17 protein-coding genes are annotated in these 17,146 nt (G+C 64.4%); 8 read left to right on the plus strand and 9 right to left on the minus strand.

Going from position 1 to position 17,146, the window contains the following annotated elements; all coding sequences use genetic code 11:
- Positions 1-109 precede the first annotated feature (109 nt).
- Positions 110-565 carry a GNAT family N-acetyltransferase gene (locus PVA39_RS22085; protein WP_274125873.1) on the plus strand — a complete coding sequence of 152 codons (456 nt, stop codon included), beginning with the start codon at positions 110-112 and terminating at the stop codon, positions 563-565.
- A 48-nt stretch (positions 566-613) separates the two neighbouring features.
- Here PVA39_RS22085 and PVA39_RS22090 read toward each other — a convergent pair whose 3' ends face one another.
- Complete coding sequence (locus tag PVA39_RS22090) at positions 614-1,225, minus strand: NAD(P)-dependent oxidoreductase (protein WP_274125874.1); 612 nt, start codon at positions 1,223-1,225, stop codon at positions 614-616.
- Positions 1,226-1,364: 139 nt separating this feature from the next.
- On the opposite strand from PVA39_RS22090, the gene PVA39_RS22095 reads away from it, so the two are divergent.
- Entirely contained in the window at positions 1,365-2,267 is a 903-nt protein-coding gene (locus PVA39_RS22095; protein WP_093506653.1) for a LysR family transcriptional regulator, read from the plus strand.
- A 3-nt stretch (positions 2,268-2,270) separates the two neighbouring features.
- Here PVA39_RS22095 and pbpG read toward each other — a convergent pair whose 3' ends face one another.
- The 4 genes from pbpG to PVA39_RS22115 form a co-directional block, all read right to left on the minus strand.
- Positions 2,271-3,179 carry a D-alanyl-D-alanine endopeptidase gene (gene pbpG, locus PVA39_RS22100; RefSeq protein ID WP_093506780.1) on the minus strand — a complete coding sequence of 303 codons (909 nt, stop codon included), beginning with the start codon at positions 3,177-3,179 and terminating at the stop codon, positions 2,271-2,273.
- 222 nt (positions 3,180-3,401) lie between these two features.
- Positions 3,402-4,265 (minus strand): carboxylate/amino acid/amine transporter, encoded by an 864-nt coding sequence (locus PVA39_RS22105; RefSeq protein WP_093506651.1) that lies wholly within the window; start codon positions 4,263-4,265, stop codon positions 3,402-3,404.
- Between the two features lie 54 nt (positions 4,266-4,319).
- Positions 4,320-4,679 (minus strand): DOPA 4,5-dioxygenase family protein, encoded by a 360-nt coding sequence (locus PVA39_RS22110; protein WP_274125875.1) that lies wholly within the window; start codon positions 4,677-4,679, stop codon positions 4,320-4,322.
- Positions 4,676-5,629, minus strand: coding sequence for a choline sulfate utilization transcriptional regulator (locus PVA39_RS22115; protein WP_274125876.1), 954 nt, complete (start codon positions 5,627-5,629; stop codon positions 4,676-4,678). Before PVA39_RS22115 ends, PVA39_RS22110 begins: the two co-directional genes overlap by 4 nt.
- A gap of 110 nt (positions 5,630-5,739) precedes the next feature.
- Between PVA39_RS22115 and betC the strand changes: the two genes are divergently transcribed.
- The 3 genes from betC (at position 5,740) to PVA39_RS22130 (ending at position 10,037) form a co-directional block, all read left to right on the plus strand.
- Entirely contained in the window at positions 5,740-7,248 is a 1,509-nt protein-coding gene (gene betC / locus PVA39_RS22120; RefSeq protein ID WP_274125877.1) for a choline-sulfatase, read from the plus strand.
- 97 nt (positions 7,249-7,345) lie between these two features.
- Positions 7,346-8,275 (plus strand): choline ABC transporter substrate-binding protein, encoded by a 930-nt coding sequence (gene choX / locus PVA39_RS22125; RefSeq protein ID WP_274125878.1) that lies wholly within the window; start codon positions 7,346-7,348, stop codon positions 8,273-8,275.
- Positions 8,276-8,471: 196 nt separating this feature from the next.
- Positions 8,472-10,037, plus strand: coding sequence for a SulP family inorganic anion transporter (locus PVA39_RS22130; RefSeq protein WP_274125879.1), 1,566 nt, complete (start codon positions 8,472-8,474; stop codon positions 10,035-10,037).
- An 85-nt stretch (positions 10,038-10,122) separates the two neighbouring features.
- Here PVA39_RS22130 and PVA39_RS22135 read toward each other — a convergent pair whose 3' ends face one another.
- On the minus strand, positions 10,123-11,373 hold the full coding sequence (locus tag PVA39_RS22135; protein WP_274125880.1) for an MFS transporter: 1,251 nt from the start codon (positions 11,371-11,373) through the stop codon (positions 10,123-10,125).
- Between the two features lie 217 nt (positions 11,374-11,590).
- Here PVA39_RS22135 and PVA39_RS22140 point away from each other — a divergent pair, with 217 nt between their 5' ends.
- Together PVA39_RS22140 and PVA39_RS22145 are read left to right on the plus strand one after the other, a co-directional pair.
- Positions 11,591-12,493: an alpha/beta hydrolase gene (locus tag PVA39_RS22140; protein ID WP_274125882.1), complete on the plus strand. Its 903-nt coding sequence runs from the start codon at positions 11,591-11,593 to the stop codon at positions 12,491-12,493.
- Positions 12,494-12,499: 6 nt separating this feature from the next.
- Complete coding sequence (locus PVA39_RS22145; protein WP_274125883.1) at positions 12,500-12,835, plus strand: hypothetical protein; 336 nt, start codon at positions 12,500-12,502, stop codon at positions 12,833-12,835.
- Here PVA39_RS22145 and PVA39_RS22150 read toward each other — a convergent pair.
- The gene (locus PVA39_RS22150) at positions 12,802-13,344 is read right to left on the minus strand and encodes a YcxB family protein (protein ID WP_274125884.1); all 543 of its coding nucleotides are present in this window, start codon (positions 13,342-13,344) and stop codon (positions 12,802-12,804) included. The two genes, PVA39_RS22145 and PVA39_RS22150, sit on opposite strands and share 34 nt — an antisense overlap.
- A 250-nt stretch (positions 13,345-13,594) precedes the next feature.
- Between PVA39_RS22150 and PVA39_RS22155 the strand changes: the two genes are divergently transcribed.
- Positions 13,595-14,743, plus strand: coding sequence for an aldose epimerase family protein (locus tag PVA39_RS22155; protein ID WP_274125886.1), 1,149 nt, complete (start codon positions 13,595-13,597; stop codon positions 14,741-14,743).
- A 106-nt stretch (positions 14,744-14,849) separates the two neighbouring features.
- Here the strand turns inward: PVA39_RS22155 and PVA39_RS22160 are convergent, their stop codons facing one another.
- Together PVA39_RS22160 and PVA39_RS22165 are read right to left on the minus strand one after the other, a co-directional pair.
- On the minus strand, positions 14,850-16,337 hold the full coding sequence (locus tag PVA39_RS22160) for an aldehyde dehydrogenase family protein (RefSeq protein ID WP_274125887.1): 1,488 nt from the start codon (positions 16,335-16,337) through the stop codon (positions 14,850-14,852).
- Positions 16,338-16,488: 151 nt separating this feature from the next.
- Positions 16,489-17,112: an NIPSNAP family protein gene (locus PVA39_RS22165; RefSeq protein WP_274125889.1), complete on the minus strand. Its 624-nt coding sequence runs from the start codon at positions 17,110-17,112 to the stop codon at positions 16,489-16,491.
- Positions 17,113-17,146 lie beyond the last annotated feature (34 nt).

The raw sequence follows: 17,146 nt of genomic DNA on the forward strand, positions 1-17,146 counted from the left end.
TGGACCGGCGGTCCCGCCCAAGCAACGGTTCTAAACCTGCCTCTCCTGACGTATGTTCGATGGTCGTGGCGTTAAGTGCCGGTCATTCACCAACACCAAGGAATGGTCTATGCCCATACGAAAGATCGAACGCGATGATCTGGAGTTCGTCAGTGCGATTTGCCTCAGAGCATTCAGTGAAGCGGTCGCGCCCGGGTTATCAGAGCAAGGCGTAGAGACCTTCACCAACGTTGCTGCAGCGGACAGCTTCGCCAGCCGTATGCATGGCGACAATCTGATGCTGGTATTTACCGACGCAGCCGCGATACAAGGCGTAATCGAACTCAAGGAAGGCCGCCATGTTGCCATGCTGTTCATCGACCCCGCCTGCCAGCGGCGTGGTATTGGCAGGCAATTACTGAGCACAGCGCTTGAATATGCAAGAAGCGATGTTATTACGGTCAGGGCATCGCTTTCTTCGGTAACGGCTTATGAACGCTTTGGTTTCGTATGCAGTGGCGCGGTGGGCGAATTCGCGGGGCTGGTTTACCAGCCAATGGAGAAGCACCTGAATAGCTCAGGTTGAGGTAAACGCGCGGCTTGGTCCAAGCCGCGCATTGACGACAATTGGCTTTCAATAACCGACGGTAAAGCGCTTGCGCGAATGCTTGGCCTGTTCCAGCTCATCGACCAGGGCGATGGCGTAATCCTCCATGGAGATCGCGCTGTTGCCGTCGGCATCGACCAGCAGGCTGTCGCTGCCGAGGCGGAAACGCCCGGTGCGCTGGCCCGGCTCGAACAGTGCCGAGGGCGACAGGAAGGTCCAGTCCAGCGCCTGCTCGCCACGCAGCACGTTGAGGAAATCCCGCCCCGCGCTCGCTTCCTCCTTGTAGGCCGCCGGAAATTGCGGCGTGTCGATCAGCGCGACACCAGGCGCCACTTCCAAGCTGCCCGCGCCGCCAACCACCAGCAGACGCGGTACGCCAGCGGCCTTCACCGCAGCGATCAGGCTTGAGGCATCGCTGCCAACGAAGCGTGTGGTACTGACCACCGCATCGTGCCCCTTGAGTAACGGCACCAGGCGCTCGACATCGGCCACATCGGCGCTGGCCAGGGTAAGACCGGATTGGGCCGGCACGTTGCTTACGTCGCGGGCGATCCCGGTAACCTGATGACCACGCTGCAGCAGTTCATGACGCAGACGCGAGCCGACGCGACCACTGATACCCAGAATGACGACTTTCATGTGAGGCTCCACAGTGACGGGCAAGGAGGCATCGGCAGGCACTGCAGCGCACCGATGGACGAGGCGTAAGCTTACCCGCGTGCAACGCCTCAAAAAGCCGCATAATCGCCGCTACACCGTTGCATGAAACGAGCAAATCATGGACAGACTCACGGCAACCCGCGTCTTCGTCGAGGTGGTGGATCGCGGCAGCCAGACGGCCGCTGCCGAGCATCTGGATCTGTCGCGGGCGATGGTCTCGCGCTACCTGGCCGAATTGGAAGGCTGGGTCGGCGCACGCCTTTTGCACCGCACCACGCGCAAGCTGAGCCTCACCCAAGTCGGTCACGAGCTGCTGCCGCACTGCCGGGAAATGCTGCATACCGCCGAGATGATGCAGGCCACCGGCCTCAAGGCTAGCGACGGGCCAAGCGGCAACTTGCGCATCGCCACCAGCCAGTCATTTGCGCAAACCTGGCTGAGCCCGGTGCTGGTGGATTATCTGGCGCGCTACCCGAAGACCTCGGTGGATGTGCTGATCGGCAGCCAGGCGGTGAACCTGGTCGAGGAACGCATCGACCTGGCGCTGCGCATCACCAATCAGCTGGAACCCAACCAGATCGCCCGTCATCTGGGCGACTGCCATTCGGTGGTGTGCGCGGCGCCGAGCTACCTTGCGCGTGCCGGTACACCGCGCCAGCCGGAAGAACTGACCGCGCACAATTGCCTGACCTACAGCTATTTCGGTCGCAACCTGTGGCACTTCACGGGTGAGCAAGGGGAAATGCAGGTGCCGGTGACGGGCAACCTGAGTAGCAACGACACGGCGGTGCTGCTGGAGGCGGCGGTAAGCGGCGGCGGCATCTGCATGCAGCCACTGTATGCCGCGGCGCCGCTACTGGAAGCAGGGCGATTGCTGCGTGTGCTGCCAGGCTGGCAGCCGCAGTCCCTGGGTATTCACGCCATCTACGCATCGCGCCGGCAAATGCTGCCGGCGCTGCGTACGCTGCTGGATTTCATCGCCGAGCGGCTGGCAGCCGATCCGCTTTGGCAGGCGCGTTAGCGCTTACTGCGACGCCTGCAGCTGGCGCTGCGAAGCGCGTTGCTGTTTGTAGGCCAGGGCGGCGGGCGCCACTGGAGTAACCTTGCCGGTTTCCACCCATTTGCGCAGGCGGCTGGCGTCGGCCATGTGGGTGTACTTACCGAAGGCGTCGAGCACCACGAAGGCCACCGGCTTGCCGGCCATGGTGGTGCGCATCACCAGGCAGTGGCCGGCGCTGTTGGTGAAACCGGTCTTGGTCAGCTGCACGTCCCAGCCTTGCTTGCGGGTCAGCCCGTTGGTGTTGCGAAAACCCAGGGTGTAGTTGGGCTTGTGGAAGGCCACAGTCTTTTCCGGGGTGGAGCTGAGCTCGCCGATCAGCGGGTAGCTGCGTGTCGCCTTGAGCAGCTTCACCAGATCGTTGGCGGTGGAAACGTTGTGCTCGGACAGGCCGGTCGGCTCCACGTAACGGGTGTGGGTCATGCCCAGGGCGCGGGCCTTGGCGTTCATGGCCGCGACGAAGGCAGTGACGCCGCCCGGGTAGTGATGGGCCAGGCTGGAGGCCGCGCGGTTCTCGGACGACATCAGGGTCAGCAGGAGCATCTCGCGGCGGCTGATCTCGCTGCCGATGCGCACCCGGGAATACACACCGCGCATCTCGTGCACGTCACGGATGATCACCGGCAGCTCCTCGTTGAGCGGCAGCTTGGCATCCAGGGTGACCATGGCGGTCATCAGCTTGGTCACCGAGGCGATCGGCACCATCATGTCCGGGTTGCTGGAGTACAAGACCTTGTTGGTATTCAGGTCGACCAGCAGGGCACTGCCGGAGGCGAGTTCTTGCTTGGCAGGCGCAGTGGCGGCGGAGGCCACCAGCGGAGAAACGATGAACAGGCAGGCCAGGGCCAGGCTGGCGAAGGGGCGTCGAATATTCACGATGGATTCACTGGGCAAGAGATGGCTGAAAAGGCGCTCCGTGCCGGTGAAGGAACTTCGTCCATGACCCTTGAGCCTCAATAAAAGCGCCGCGCAGATCTTCGCTCGACAACGCTCATATGAGCCCCAGAAATAGGGTTTGAAAAACAGCTAATTGCATCGGCAATTGAAGGTGCGATGTTAGCACCCGTCAAGGCCGGTTCCTATCGTCCGATAAATGGATCAGGCCGTCGCCAAACGCCGCCTGCCAAGGCGATTGAGCCACAGCGAGGCGAGGATGATCGCGCCCCCCAGAGCCAGGCGCGGCAGGTCGGCGTCGCGGTTCCAGATCAGCAGGTTCACCACCAGGCCGGCCGGCACGTGCAGCTCGTTCATCACTGCCAGGGTGCCGGCATCCACCTTGACGCTGCCCTTGACCCACCAGAACAGCCCCAGTGCCGTGGCGAACAGCCCCATCCACAGCAGGATGCCCCACTGCAGCGCGGTGCTTGGCAGTTTGTCCGGGTTGCCGAACAGCAGGAACGAAGGCACCACCAGTACCAGCGCACCGAGGAAGAAATGCCCGAAGAAGCGGTGCAACGGCTGCTCGGTCGGGTAGCGCAGGAGCAACTGACGGCACAGCACCTGGCCCGCGGCGAAGGTCAGGTTGGCGAGTTGCAGCAGCAGGAAGCCGATCAGGTACTCGCCTTCCAGGCGCTCGAAGCGGATCACCACGCCGCCGCCGACCGCCACCAGCGCGGCCACCAGTGCCCAGGGGCTGAAGCGCCGCGCCAGGGCATCGTCGAGCAGGGTCACGTAGATCGGCGTGAGCACGGTGAACAGCAGTACCTCGGGCACCGTCAGCACCTGGAAGCTGCGGTACAGGCACAGGTAGGTGACACCGAATTGCAGCGCCCCGGCCAGCCAGAAGCCGCCCAGCAAACGCCGCGGCAAACCGCGCCACAGGGTGAACGGCAGAAACACCAGCGCCGCCACCGCCACCCGCGCCAGCACGGCGAAGTCGCTGTCCACCCGGCCAGCCAGGTATTCGCCGATCAGGCTGAAGGAAAACGCCCAGAGGACGGTGACAGCGAGCAGGTAAGGCATGGCGCGGGCTCTCGGAAAATCAGCCGCGGATCATACCTTGCCTTGCTTTGCGCGTCAGAGCTCGAAGGTCAACGGCCCACCCGACAAGGTCGACAGATCCAGTGGCTGAGGGGCCCCCAGCCAGAAGGCATGGTCGCGGTGGTCGATCAGGTCGTTGCCGGTGATCGGGTGCACCAGCACCACCAGCGCGCCGCGGTGGAGCATCAGCCAGGGAATCACCTCGCCGAACAGCTCGGCGCGCATCGCCAGTTGGCAACTCCACTGCGGGTGCGGGCCGACCGGTTTTTCATGCATGCGCCCCATCTTCAGCGCGAAACGTGCGGCCGCCGCTTCGCACAGCGCCCGAGCCTGCGCGATGCTGCTGGCGTCGAAATACACATGGGCGTGGTAGCCGCGGATTCTGGTTTCGCTCATAGGGCAAGTCCTTTGGGGTCGATACCACCCGGCCGATCCGGCAGGGGTTCGCGCTGCAGTTCATCCTGCAGCCAGACGACGAAATGTTCCACCAGGCGAATGCGCCGTTTGCGCGCCGGCAGCACCACGTAATAGCCGAAGCGCGAGGTGGCCGAGCGCGAGTCGAGCCGCACCAGCAGGCCCTGGCCGATCAGTTCGTCGACCAGATGCCGCCAGCCGATGGCCACGCCGCGCCCGGCGATGGCCGCCTGGATCAGCAGCGTGTAGTTGTCGAAACGCAGGCTGCCGGGGCTGGGCATCTCGGCGATGCCCAGGGCGCGGAACAGGCCGCTCCAGTCGAACCAGCGCGAGCGGCTTTCCGGACGCAGGTGCAGCAAGGGCAGGCGCGCCAGCAGCTCACCCGCAGAGGGCTCGACATCCTTGAGCAGCAGCGGGCTGCAGACGGCGAACACCTCCTCGCTGAACAGCAGGTGCTGCTCGCCGTGCTTGAAGCGCCCGTCACCAAAGGAGATGGCCACGTCGATCTCCGCCGGCAGGCTGGCCAGGTCGCGCTCGCTGGTGATCAGACTGACGTCCACGTCCGGGTAACGCTGGTGAAAACGCTGCAGCCGCGGCATCAGCCAATAGGCGGCGAAGGCGAAATCGGTCGCGACCTGCAGCACCTCGTGCTGCTGACGGCCGGCGACCGTCGCCAGCCCGGCGTCCATGGCCGCCAGACCCTCCTGCACCGGCAGTAGCAGCGCCTCGCCGGCATCGGTCAGCACGATTCCGCGATATACGCGGTCGAACAGGCGGGTCGCCAATTGCGCCTCCAGCCGTTTGATCTGCTGGCTGATTGCCGGCTGGCTGCTGCCGAGCTCCGCTGCAGCGGCGGTAAAACTCAGGTGGCGCGCCGCCGATTCGAACACCCGCAGCGTATCAAGCGATATGCCTTCGAGCGCTTCAAACATAAGCGCTGCTTATCCGAGCTATGTGCTGCATCCGGGTTTACCCCTGTTCATCGAGCCTTGATCATCGGCTAATCAATTTCGCATAAAACAACGATATGGAATACGCCGCCATGAAACGCCCCAACATTCTCTTCATCATGGCCGACCAGATGGCCGCACCGCTGCTGCCGCTGCACGACGCCAACTCGCCGATCAAGGTGCCGAACCTGCAGCGCCTGGCCGCCGAGGGCGTGCTGTTCGACTCCGCCTACTGCAACAGCCCGCTGTGCGCGCCGTCGCGCTTCACCCTGGTCAGCGGCCAGTTGCCCAGCCAGATCGGCGCCTATGACAACGCGGCCGACTTCCCAGCCGACGTGCCGACATACGCCCATTACCTGCGACGCCTCGGCTACCGCACAGCGCTGTCCGGCAAGATGCACTTCTGCGGCCCGGACCAGTTGCACGGCTACGAGGAACGCCTGACCAGCGACATCTACCCCGCCGACTACGGCTGGGCGGTGAACTGGGACGAGCCCGACGTACGTGCCAGCTGGTACCACAACATGTCCTCGGTGCTGCAGGCCGGCCCCTGCGTGCGCACCAACCAGCTCGACTTCGACGAAGAGGTGGTGTTCAAGGCCCAGCAGTACCTTTACGACCATGTGCGGGTGACGCCTGACCAGCCGTTCTGCCTGACCGTGTCGATGACCCACCCCCACGACCCGTACACCATCCCCGAGGAATACTGGAATCGCTACAGCGATGACGACATCCCCCTGCCGCAGCAGGTGATCGACCAGGCCGAACAGGACCCGCATTCCCAGCGCCTGCTCAAGGTCATCGACCTGTGGGATAAGCCGTTGCCCGAGAACAAGATCCGCGACGCGCGGCGCGCCTACTTCGGCGCCTGCAGCTACATCGACGACAACATCGGCAAACTGCTCAAGACGCTGAAGGACTGCAAGCTGGCCGACGACACCATCATCGTGTTCTCCGGCGACCACGGCGACATGCTTGGCGAGCGCGGCCTCTGGTACAAGATGCACTGGTTCGAGATGGCCGCCCGGGTGCCGCTGCTGGTGCATGCGCCAGCGCGTTTCGCGGCGCATCGGGTGAAGCAGTCGGTGTCCACCGTCGACCTTTTGCCGACGCTGGTGGAGCTGGCCGGGGGCGAGGTCGATGCCGGCCTGGCCCTGGACGGCCGCTCGTTGCTGCCGCACCTGCAGGGCAACGGCGGCCACGATGAAGTGCTCGGCGAATACATGGCCGAAGGCACCACCAGCCCGCTGATGATGATTCGCCGCGGCGAGTGGAAATTCGTCTACAGCGAAGAAGACCCACTGCTGCTGTTCAATGTCGCCAACGATCCCCAGGAACGCGAGAACCTGGCGACCTCGCCGGATCACCGCGAGCAGCTCGCGGCGTTTCTCGCCGAGGCGCGCAGCCGCTGGGACATGGCCGCCATCCACAGTGCCACCCTGGCTAGCCAGCGCCGTCGCCGCCTGGTCGCCGAGGCCTTGACCCGGGGCAAATTGAAGAGCTGGGACCACCAGCCGATGGTCGATGCCAGCGAGCAATACATGCGCAACCACATCGACCTCGACGATCTGGAGCGCCGCGCCCGCTTCCCCCAACCGTGACGTCGCACGCCGGGTGACCCGCCAGAAAGCAGGAACCCGGTGCGCTCGCTTGCGTCGCATAGCCTGCCCAACAGAAAACCAGCATAAGGAAATAGGCATGAAGACACTCAAGAAAACCGTCGCGGGTAGCTTGCTCCTGGCCGTCACCCTGGCTAGCCAAGCCCACGCCGAAGATGCCAGCTGCGCCACCGTTACCCTCGGCGATCCCGGATGGAGCGATATCGCGGTGACCAACGGCATTGCCAGCCTGGTGCTCGATGGCCTGGGCTATGAGGTGAAGACCCAGACCCTGGGCGTGCCGATCATCTTCGCCGGCCTGCAGAAAGGTCAGGTAGACGTGTTCCTCGGCAACTGGATGCCGGCCCAGCAGGCCAACTACGACAAGTTCGTCGCCAATGGGGCTGTGGATAAAGTCACCGAGAACCTCAGCGGCACCGAATACACCCTGGCGGTGCCGACCTACGCCTATGACGCCGGCGTGAAGACCTTCGCCGACCTGAACAAACACGCCGACAAGTTCGGCCACAAGATCTACGGCATCGCCTCCGGCGCGCCGGCCAACGAGTCGATCAAGGAGATCATTGCCGCCAACGAATTCGGCCTGAAGGACTGGAAGCTGGTCGAGTCCAGCGAGCAGGCCATGCTGGTGCAGGTCGGCCGTGCGGTGAAGCGCGACGAGTTCGTGGTGTTCCTCGGCTGGACCCCGCACCCGATGAACGTGCAGTACGACATGAAGTACCTCAAGGGCGGCGAGAAGTACTTTGGCGACAGCGGCAGCGTCAACACCCTGGCCCGCAAGGGCTATGCGGCGCAGTGCCCGAACGTCGGCAAGCTGCTGAGCAACCTGAAGTTCACCCAGGACATGGAGAACGCCATCATGGACAAGGTGCTGAGCAAACAGGCCAGCAACGACCAGGCCGTGAAAGACTGGCTCAAGGCCAACCCCGAGGTGATCGACAGCTGGCTCAAGGGCGTCACCACCCGCGAGGGCGGCGATGCGGTCGCGGCGGTGAAGGCCAAGCTGTAAGCCTGTTTGCGGCGAGATCGAATGTGGGAGCGGGCGGGGGACGCCTAGTTCATGCCCGCGAAATCCGCAGTTCGCGGGCATGGCCCGCTCCCACAAGGTTGCTGAAAGTCTGCTTTCGCCTTTCTCAAGCCGCAGACGTGATGACCAACACCTCTGCTACCCTGCCCACCAACCGGATCACTTAACGAAAAACCGCATGCGCCTACCCAGCCGTTACAGCCTGTTCCCCTTCCTGCTCTGGTGGCCGACCGTCACCCGGCGCACGCTGGGCACGGATCTGCTGGTCGGGCTGAGCGGCGCTATCCTCGCCCTGCCGCAATCGATCGCCTACGCGCTGATCGCCGGGCTACCCGCCGAGTACGGCCTGTATGCGGCCATCGTGCCGGTGATCATCGCCTGCCTGTGGGGCTCGTCGTGGCACCTGATCGGCGGGCCGACGGCAGCCATTTCCATCGTGCTATTCACCAGCGTCAGCCCCATGGCCAGGCCAGGTAGCGACGAGTTCGTCGCCCTGGTGCTGGTGCTGACCTTCCTCGCCGGGCTGTTCCAGTGGTTGCTCGGGCTGCTGCGCTTCGGCAACCTGGTCAACTTCGTCTCACCATCGGTGATCCTCGGCTTCACCCTGGGCGCCGCGTTGGTGATCGCCCTCGGCCAGTTGCCCAACCTGCTGGGCCTGGAACTGGAAAGCCAGCGCACCGCCGTGGCGACTCTGCTCGACCTCGGCCAGCATCTGGGCCAGGCCGACTGGCACGCCATGCTGGTCGCGGCCTCCACCCTGGCGGTCAGCCTAGTCTGCCGGCGCCTGTGGCCGCGCCTGCCAGCGCTGCTGATCGGTGTGGTCGCCGGCAGCCTGCTGGTTGCCGCCCTGCCCGGCTTCTTCGCCGGCATCCGCCTGGTCGATGCCTTCGAGGGTTCGCTGCCGCCACTCACCCTGCTGCACTTCGAGGTCAACAGCCTGCTTGGCCTGCTGCCCGCCGCCATCGCCTGCGGCATGCTCGGGCTGGTCACCAGCCTGTCCATCGCCCGCTCGCTGGCAGCGAAATCCCAGCAGTTGCTGGACGCCAACCAGGAAGTGCGCGCCCAGGGCCTTTCCAATATGTTCGGCCCGTGGTTCTCCGGCTCGCTGTCGGCCGGCTCCTTCACCCGCTCGGCGCTGAACCTGCAGAGCGGCGCCACCTCGCCAATGGCCGGGGTGTTCTCGGCGCTGCTGGTGGCGGCCTTCGCGCTGTTCTGCGCGCCTTTGATCGCCCATATCGCCCTGCCCAGCATGGGCGCGGCGATCCTGCTGATCTGCTGGGGCCTGGTGGATATCGAAGGCGTGCGCGCGTTGTTGCGGGTCAGCCGCGCGGAGTTTGTGGTGATGCTGCTGACCCTGCTCGCCACCCTGGTGCTGGAGTTGCAAACAGCGATCTACGCCGGCGTGCTGGCTTCGCTGTTCTTCTACCTCAAGCGCACCTCGCAGCCGCGCTTCAAATACACCCGCGACGGCGACGACGAACTGCTGCGCCTGGAAGGCTCGATCTTCTTTGGTGCCTGCCACTACGTGCAGCAAATCCTGCAACTGAGTCACGGCGAACGGGTGGTGGTCGACGCCCGGCACATCAACTTCATCGATTACGCCGGCGTAGAGATGCTTCATCTGGAGGCGCGCCGCCTGATGGCGCAGAACCGCCAGTTAGTGTTGCGCCACGCCCGCCCCCATGTGATCGAGGAAATCCAGAAACTCGAAGGCGCCACCTGCCCGGTGCAGTTCGAGGATTGAGCCCGTAGCCTGGCGTTGAGCGCAGCGATACCCAGGAATCCCCGGGTGTCGCTACGCCCGACCCGGACCACGAACGATCCGCAGGCTACCGCCAACCGTGTCGACGAAAGTAGCGAGCCACCAGCAGCAATGCCGCCAGCCCGAGTACTCCGGCACAGACGAACAACCCGTCATAGCCCAGCGCCTTGGCCAGCACACCGCTGGCCGCACCGACGAAGCCGCCGAGCAGAGTCTGCGTGGAAGCCTGCAGGGTAAAGTCCGCCCCTTCGTGGCCCGGGCGGCACTGGCGCATCATCGCGGCGAACAGCGCGACTGTGGACAACCCGTCGGCCGCTTGCTCGCAAAGCGTCAGCGCATACACCAGCGATGCATCGCCGCCACGACTGACCAGCAGCGCCAACGCGGCCAGGCTCAGCGCCTGCAAGGTGCCAAAGATCAGCAGCGCGCGCAGCACACCCAGGCGCGCATATAACAGGCCGCCCAGCAACGCCCCGCCGATGCCGACCAGGCTGCTGATCAACGTCAGCTGGCCCAGCTCGGCGTTGCTCCAGCCCTGGTCGACCAGCATCGGCTTGATCATCGGCGAGCCCAAGGCGTCGCCCAGCTTGAAGGTCAGCACCACCGCCAGCCACAGGCCCATACCCGGCAGCGCTAACAGGCCGCGGTAGTGGCGCCATAGCAGGCCAACGCCCATTGGCTCGGCTGCCGTAGCGACCGGCGGCAGCTGCCGCGCTTCGGCGAAGCGCCACACCGGCAGCAGCATCAGGGCCACCAGCAGGGTCAGCGCCAGCAGCGACAGGTTCCAGCCCACGCGGTCGATCACCAAGAGCAGGCCACTACCACTGACGATCATCCCGACCTTGTAGCCGCCGACCTGCAGGCTGTTACCCAGCCCGCGCCAGCGCTCGGGCAACAGGCGCACGGTCAGGCCGTCGGTGGCGATGTCCTGGGTCGCCGCTGCCAGGTTGACCAGCACCAGCAGGCCAAGCAGCAGCGGCAAGTGCGCGCCGAACAGCGAGTCCGGTGAGAGCAGCGCCAGGATCAGCAGGATCGCCACCACCGCGCCCTGCAGCGGCAGAATCCAGCCACGGTGATGGCCCAGGCGCCGCGACGACAGGCGGTCCACCCACGGCGCCCATAGCACCTTGAGCAGCCAGGGCAACGCCAGCAGCTTGAGCAGCCCGATCACCGCCAGGTCCACGCCATGCTGACGCAGCAGCACCGGCAGCGCATGGGCGATCAGCCCCGACGGCAGACCCTGGGCGCAATACAGTGAGGCCAGCAGCACCAGGGTGGCACCGGCCGGGCGGCGCAAATCGGCAGGAGTGGGCGTCATGGTGGCGTCCGCAGGAATTCAGCGGCGCAGCATAACGTAGGCTTGAAAGCGCCAGCAGCCCTGGCATGCTGCGGTTACAACTCGATACCCGAAAGTAGCGACGCAGGCGAACGCCGGCGTGGCGTTTCGGTCTATTCGCCTATCACTTCCCCCCGCCCCTGCGCCGCCCGTGAGCGAAGCGCGGCGCGCGTTACGTTTGCAAACTCCGCGGAGAGCCATGGCCACCACACTTATCCACACCCTGCGTCGTCGCTGGTTCAGCATCGGCTTGCTGCTGTGCCTGGCCGTCGGCCTGCCGGTCGGCTGCACCAAGCTGGAAGAGAAAGAGCGCGAACTGGTGTTTCGCATCGAGCCGGGCACCGCCAGCTGGTTCCACGGCCTGCCGGCCGGCGTGAAAGACATGACCCTCAGCGTGCCGGAGTTCGGCGACAATCAGAGCATCCATGCCTGGTGGTGGCCGGCCCGCAAGGCGAACGCACCGACCCTCTTGTACCTGCACGGCTCGCGTTGGAACCTCACCGGCCAGCTGTTTCGCATCGAGCAACTGCACGCCATGGGCTTCGCGGTACTGGCCATCGACTACCGCGGCTTCGGCGAGAGCCGCGGCGACCTGCCTTCCGAACGCACCCTCTACGAAGACGCCGAAATCGCCTGGCAACGCCTGACCGAGCTGCAGCCGGATCCTGCCAAACGCTTTATCTACGGGCATTCCCTTGGCGGCGCGGTGGCGGTCAACCTCGCCGACTCCCTGGGCCGTGATCGCCATACGCCGCCGCTGGCCGGGCTGATCATCGAATCGACCTTCACCAACCTGGCTGATGCCGCCACCGCCGTGGCCGCCGAATACACCTCGCTGCCGGTGCGCTGGCTGCTGTCGCAGAAATTCGATTCCCTGAGCAAGATCGGCGACATTAAGGTGCCGGTGCTGATCGCCCACGGCACCGGCGACCGCTACGTGCCGGCGCGCTTCAGCGAAAGCCTTTACCAGGCGGCCAACCAGCCCAAACGCCTGCTGCTGATCGACGGCGGCAACCACAACAACAGCATGCGCACCGGCAGCCGCGAATACCGCGAGGCGATCCGCACGCTGTTTTCCCAGCAGACAATCGGCAAGGGCTGACGGGCCATGAAAGTCATCGACCACCAACCCCACGCCTGGCTCCTGCTCGAAGACGACAGCGGCCTGCTGCTCGACGTGGAGTGCCACCACGGCGCCGTGAGCTGCCGCGTGCTGATCCGCCTGAATGACGAGGAGCTGGCCAAATATCGAGAAAACGGCCACGCCTATCTGAATCGCCTGGCCGAAGCCATCCACTACAGCGCACCGATCGTGGCAATCAGCCACTCACCGTACAAGGCGCGCAAACTGCACGGCTATCAGGATCAGGTGTTAGAGGCGATCCGCCAGTGGCAGCCGCAGCATCAGTATCAGCCCGGCGGAGCGGCCACCAGGCAGGACTGAAGATCAGCCAGTTGCGTGGCGGACAGGCAGCGTTTGGGGATCAACCGATACAGGCGGTCGGACTCGTAGAGCAGAATCACCCGCTGATCTTCGCGCGCCTTGCGAAGATCCGCCCAAGGTATGCGGGCATCGCCGTACTCGCTCTGCATCAGCACGCCCTGCTCGTTCCAGGTCAACTTGGCAGGTTTATGTAAGGTTTTTTGCTGCCTGAAGGTTCGGCGTGCCGCGACCCCGCCCAGCAGATGGGTGATCAGGTACGGAAAGGCCAGCACCGCGACCGGCGCGATGAGGGCGAAGATCACAACCGGCATCACGGCCTTGTCTCCCATCAGCCGCAGCAGGCCGGCAAAGACCGTCGTGGCCACAACCCAGACAATAGCCAAGCGAATCAGCCCGCCACGGCTGCGCACGTGCTGCCAGAAGTGCAGGCGCTGGGCCAGGGCCAGATCCTCGGGCTGCAGCTGGATTACCACCGTCCGTGGCCCGGTTTCCAATGCACTGTCGCTCATGACTCAGTCTTCTCCCTGTCTGCAGCAATGCCAGTCTCGGCGCCTGACATGATTTCCCCTTAGTGCCGCGCTCGGCGGGTTAGTTCGCGCTGAACCAGCTATCTGATCGGCCATGCCGGGACGAACGGACTAGCTGGTTGTCAGATAACAGCTAACCTGATTTTTCGTATCAAGATTATTCCGGCCCGCCTCCGCAGCAAAGGCCGCTTGCGTTAGAACGACTCCCACAACAATAAAAGGAAGTTCGACCATGACCCACCCTCATCACCTGCTATCCGGCCTGGCCCTCTCCCTGGCGATCGCCAGCACCGGCGCCAACGCGGCAGGGCTGACCAGTGAACACAAGCCATTCGGCAAGACCCGTGACGGCACGCCCGTCGAGCAGTATCAGTTGCGCAACAGCCATGGCATGCAGGCCACCATCATCACCTACGGCGGCGTGCTGCAGGCCCTGGAAGTGCCGGACAAGAACGGCAAGGTCGAAGACGTGGTGCTGGGTTTCGATGATGTGCAGGGCTACGAAGGCGGCACTGCATTCTTCGGTGCCACCATCGGCCGTTTCGGCAATCGCCTGGCCGGCGGCGCCTTCGAGCTAGATGGCAAGCGCTTCCAGGTTCCGCTCAACGACGGGCCGAACGCCCTGCATGGCGGTGCCGAGGGCTTCGACAAGAAGGTCTGGGAAGCCAAGCCGGTGAAGGATAAGGATTCGGTCGGCGTAACCCTCACCTACCTGTCCAAGGACGGCGAGATGGGCTTTCCTGGCAACCTGAAAACCGAAGTCACCTACCGCCTCACCGACAACAACGAACTGCACATCGACTACAAGGCCACCACCGACAAGCCCACCGTGGTCAACCTCACCAACCACAGCTACTTCAACCTCGCCGGGGCCGGCAACGGCGACATCCTCAAACAGGTCGCCACCCTGCACGCCAGCCACTACACACCGGTCAACAAGACGCTCATCCCCACCGGCGAACTGGCACCGGTCAAAGGCACGCCGATGGACTTCAGCAAACCGACGCCCATCGGCCAGCACATCAAGGCTGACCACGAGCAGCTCAAATTCGCCGAGGCCAAACAGGGCGGCTTCGACTTCAACTGGGCACTGGATACTAAAGGCGACATCAAGCAACTCGCCGCGGAAGTCCACGACCCCGCCTCCGGCCGCCTCCTGCAGCTCTACACCACCGAGCCGGGCGTGCAGTTCTACACCAGCAACTTCCTGGACGGCTCTGTAAAAGGCAAAGCCGGCAAGACCTACGCCCACTGGAGCGCCTTCACCCTGGAAACCCAACACTTCCCGGACGCACCGAACCAGCCGAAATTCGCGTCCACACGGCTTGATCCGGGGCAGACCTATACGCAGAACACGGTGTTCAAGTTTTCGGTGAAGTGAGGGCAGACGTTTACAACGAAAAAGGGGCAGATCTAGGTCTGCCCCTTTTTTCGATTCGATCCCTGACCCCAACTGAAACCAAAGCGCCAGCAATCCAGCCACTGAGTCAATACCGAATCATCACCGACTTCAGCTCGGTGTAATCCTCGATGAACGCCGAGCCGAACTCGCGGCCCAAGCCCGAGGCCTTGGTGCCGCCGAAGGGCACGGCCGGGTCGAGGAAGGTGTGCATGTTGACCCACACGGTGCCGAATTCCAGTTTGGGAATCAGGCTCAGTGCCTTGGACAGGTTGTTGGTCCAGATGCTGGCACCGAGGCCGTAGGGGCTGTCGTTCATCAGTTCGACCAGGTGCTGCTCATCGTCGAACGGCAGGATGCAGATGATCGGGCCGAAGGTTTCTTCGTGCAGGAAGGGGTCGTCCGCGCCGTTGGCGAGGATCACCGTCGGCTCGACGAAGTAGCCTTTGTCGCCATGGGCCCTGGCGCCGCAGATAACGGTGTTGGAGGCTTGGGCGCGGGCGAAGAAGGCCAGCATCTTGTCGTAATGCGGCTTGTTGGCGAGCGGGCCGAAGTGCACGGTCTCGTCCATGGGCGAGCCGATTTTCAGGGTCTGCAGCGCCTGGCCGAGAGCCTTGGCGAAGTCGTCGGCGATCGAGCGGTGCACGTACAGGCGCTCGGGCGAGGCGCAAATCTGCCCCTGGTGGGAAAACGCAGCCATGACGATGCCCTGCACGGCGCTCTGGATGTCCACGTCGGCGAGCATCGCCGCCGGGTTCTTGCCGCCCAGCTCCAGGGTGGCGCGGGTCAGCTTGGCTTCCATGGCCGCCTTGCCGACGGCGATGCCGGTCGGCACCGAGCCGGTGAACGACACCTTGCTGATGCGCGGGTGGTCGATCAGCTGCTGGCCGACCGAGCCCAGGCCGTTGACGACGTTGATAACACCTGCCGGAATGCCAGCTTCGATGGCCAGCTCCGCGACGCGCAGCAGGGTCAGCGGGGTGAATTCGCTGGGTTTGACGACCACGGTGCAGCCGGTGGTCAGCGCCGAGGCGATCTTCCAGATACCGATCATGATCGGGAAATTCCACGGCACGATGCCGGCCACCACGCCAATCGGCTCGCGGCGGGTGAAGGCCATGTACTGCTCGCCGGCCATGGAGGGCAGCGACGGGGTCATGGTTTCGCCATTGATCTTGGTCGCCCAGCCGGCGAAGTAACGCAGGAACACCGCGCTCTGCGCCACTTCCAGACCGCGCGCCAGGTTGATCGCCTTGCCGGAGCAGAGGCTCTCGAGCTGCGCCAGCTCTTCCGTGTGCTGCTCGATCAGGTCAGCCAGGCGATTGAGCAGCACGCCACGCTGGTACGGCGAGGTTTGTGCCCAGCTGCCTTCGAACGCCGCACGGGCGGACGCCACGGCCTCCTCCACCTGCGCAGCGCTGGCGCCGGTAACGGCGGCAATCGCCTCACCGGTTGCCGGGTTGATGACCTCGATGGCCGCGCCACTTTCGTCGTGCACCGCACGGCCGGCGATGTATGAGCCGTGCCGGCGCTGCAGAAATTGCTGAACAGCCGGCGTGATTGAAACGTTGGTCATGGCAGTACCCTCGCATGTAGGCATTGGAAAGGAGCGCGCCTGGGGCAGCACTCGGCATGTCGTTATGCAGCCATCCTAGCCAGGCCGCGCGGTAAAGCTTGTCGATGCCGGCCAGCAATCTGTCCGAGCGTGCCGTCTTGCCCTTTGCGGCTCAGCACAGCGGCGAGAAGCTGGCCGGCAGGTACACGGTGGAATTCATCTTTTGCAACTGTGGGCCGGAGTTTTCCGGCGGCCACACGCCATCAGCCACCGCGCGAGTGCGCACATCCAGGCGCTGTTCGAGGCTCGCGTAGGGCCAGATATGCAGGTAGCGCGGCAGCTGCCCGGAGGTGGCGTAGAACGCTGCGTAAACCGCCGAGTACTGCGGCCCGGTGCGTGGCCCGACGGCCTTCTCCCAGCCCGCCAGGGTCGGCGCCAGGCCGGAGGGAATCAGGTTGTATTCGCGCAGCTCGTAGAACGGCCCGTGGGCGCCGGGCGCCAGCGGTTCGAGAAACGGGAACAGGCTGTAATCGGCCACCTGAATCTCCAGCAGCAGGTCGGCGATGCCAAAGGCGTCCGCCGCCTGCAGGTAGCGGGCGCGCTCCTGCACACGGGTCTCGGCATCCGGGAAGCCGCGCAGCATGGCGATCTGGTTCTGCGGGCCGATCTCCGACACCCAGCAACCAGCCAGCACCACGCCCGGCTGGTGAATCTGCAGGCTCGCCTGCAGGCGGCGCATGGCCTCGGCCGGGGTGCGTACACGCACGGTGAAGGTGATCAATTCATAAAGGGTCATATCGGCTCCCGGTTAGTCGTTGATAAAAAGTCGG

The sequence above is a fragment of the Pseudomonas sp. CNPSo 3701 genome (assembly GCF_028674975.1).
Classification (GTDB): domain Bacteria; phylum Pseudomonadota; class Gammaproteobacteria; order Pseudomonadales; family Pseudomonadaceae; genus Aquipseudomonas; species Aquipseudomonas straminea.

Bases quoted from the DNA above. Each gene is read 5' to 3' on its own strand.
- PVA39_RS22155 (WP_274125886.1), top strand. From the start codon at position 13,595: ATGACCCACCCTCATCACCTGCTATCCGGCCTGGCCCTCTCCCTGGCG.
- PVA39_RS22095 (WP_093506653.1), top strand. From the start codon at position 1,365: ATGGACAGACTCACGGCAACCCGCGTCTTCGTCGAGGTGGTGGATCGC.
- PVA39_RS22110 (WP_274125875.1), bottom strand. From the start codon at position 4,679: ATGAGCGAAACCAGAATCCGCGGCTACCACGCCCATGTGTATTTCGAC.
- PVA39_RS22135 (WP_274125880.1), bottom strand. From the start codon at position 11,373: ATGACGCCCACTCCTGCCGATTTGCGCCGCCCGGCCGGTGCCACCCTG.
- choX (WP_274125878.1), top strand. From the start codon at position 7,346: ATGAAGACACTCAAGAAAACCGTCGCGGGTAGCTTGCTCCTGGCCGTC.
- PVA39_RS22150 (WP_274125884.1), bottom strand. From the start codon at position 13,344: ATGAGCGACAGTGCATTGGAAACCGGGCCACGGACGGTGGTAATCCAG.
- PVA39_RS22140 (WP_274125882.1), top strand. From the start codon at position 11,591: ATGGCCACCACACTTATCCACACCCTGCGTCGTCGCTGGTTCAGCATC.
- betC (WP_274125877.1), top strand. From the start codon at position 5,740: ATGAAACGCCCCAACATTCTCTTCATCATGGCCGACCAGATGGCCGCA.
- PVA39_RS22160 (WP_274125887.1), bottom strand. From the start codon at position 16,337: ATGACCAACGTTTCAATCACGCCGGCTGTTCAGCAATTTCTGCAGCGC.
- PVA39_RS22090 (WP_274125874.1), bottom strand. From the start codon at position 1,225: ATGAAAGTCGTCATTCTGGGTATCAGTGGTCGCGTCGGCTCGCGTCTG.
- PVA39_RS22115 (WP_274125876.1), bottom strand. From the start codon at position 5,629: ATGTTTGAAGCGCTCGAAGGCATATCGCTTGATACGCTGCGGGTGTTC.
- PVA39_RS22085 (WP_274125873.1), top strand. From the start codon at position 110: ATGCCCATACGAAAGATCGAACGCGATGATCTGGAGTTCGTCAGTGCG.
- PVA39_RS22105 (WP_093506651.1), bottom strand. From the start codon at position 4,265: ATGCCTTACCTGCTCGCTGTCACCGTCCTCTGGGCGTTTTCCTTCAGC.
- PVA39_RS22145 (WP_274125883.1), top strand. From the start codon at position 12,500: ATGAAAGTCATCGACCACCAACCCCACGCCTGGCTCCTGCTCGAAGAC.
- PVA39_RS22130 (WP_274125879.1), top strand. From the start codon at position 8,472: ATGCGCCTACCCAGCCGTTACAGCCTGTTCCCCTTCCTGCTCTGGTGG.
- PVA39_RS22165 (WP_274125889.1), bottom strand. From the start codon at position 17,112: ATGACCCTTTATGAATTGATCACCTTCACCGTGCGTGTACGCACCCCG.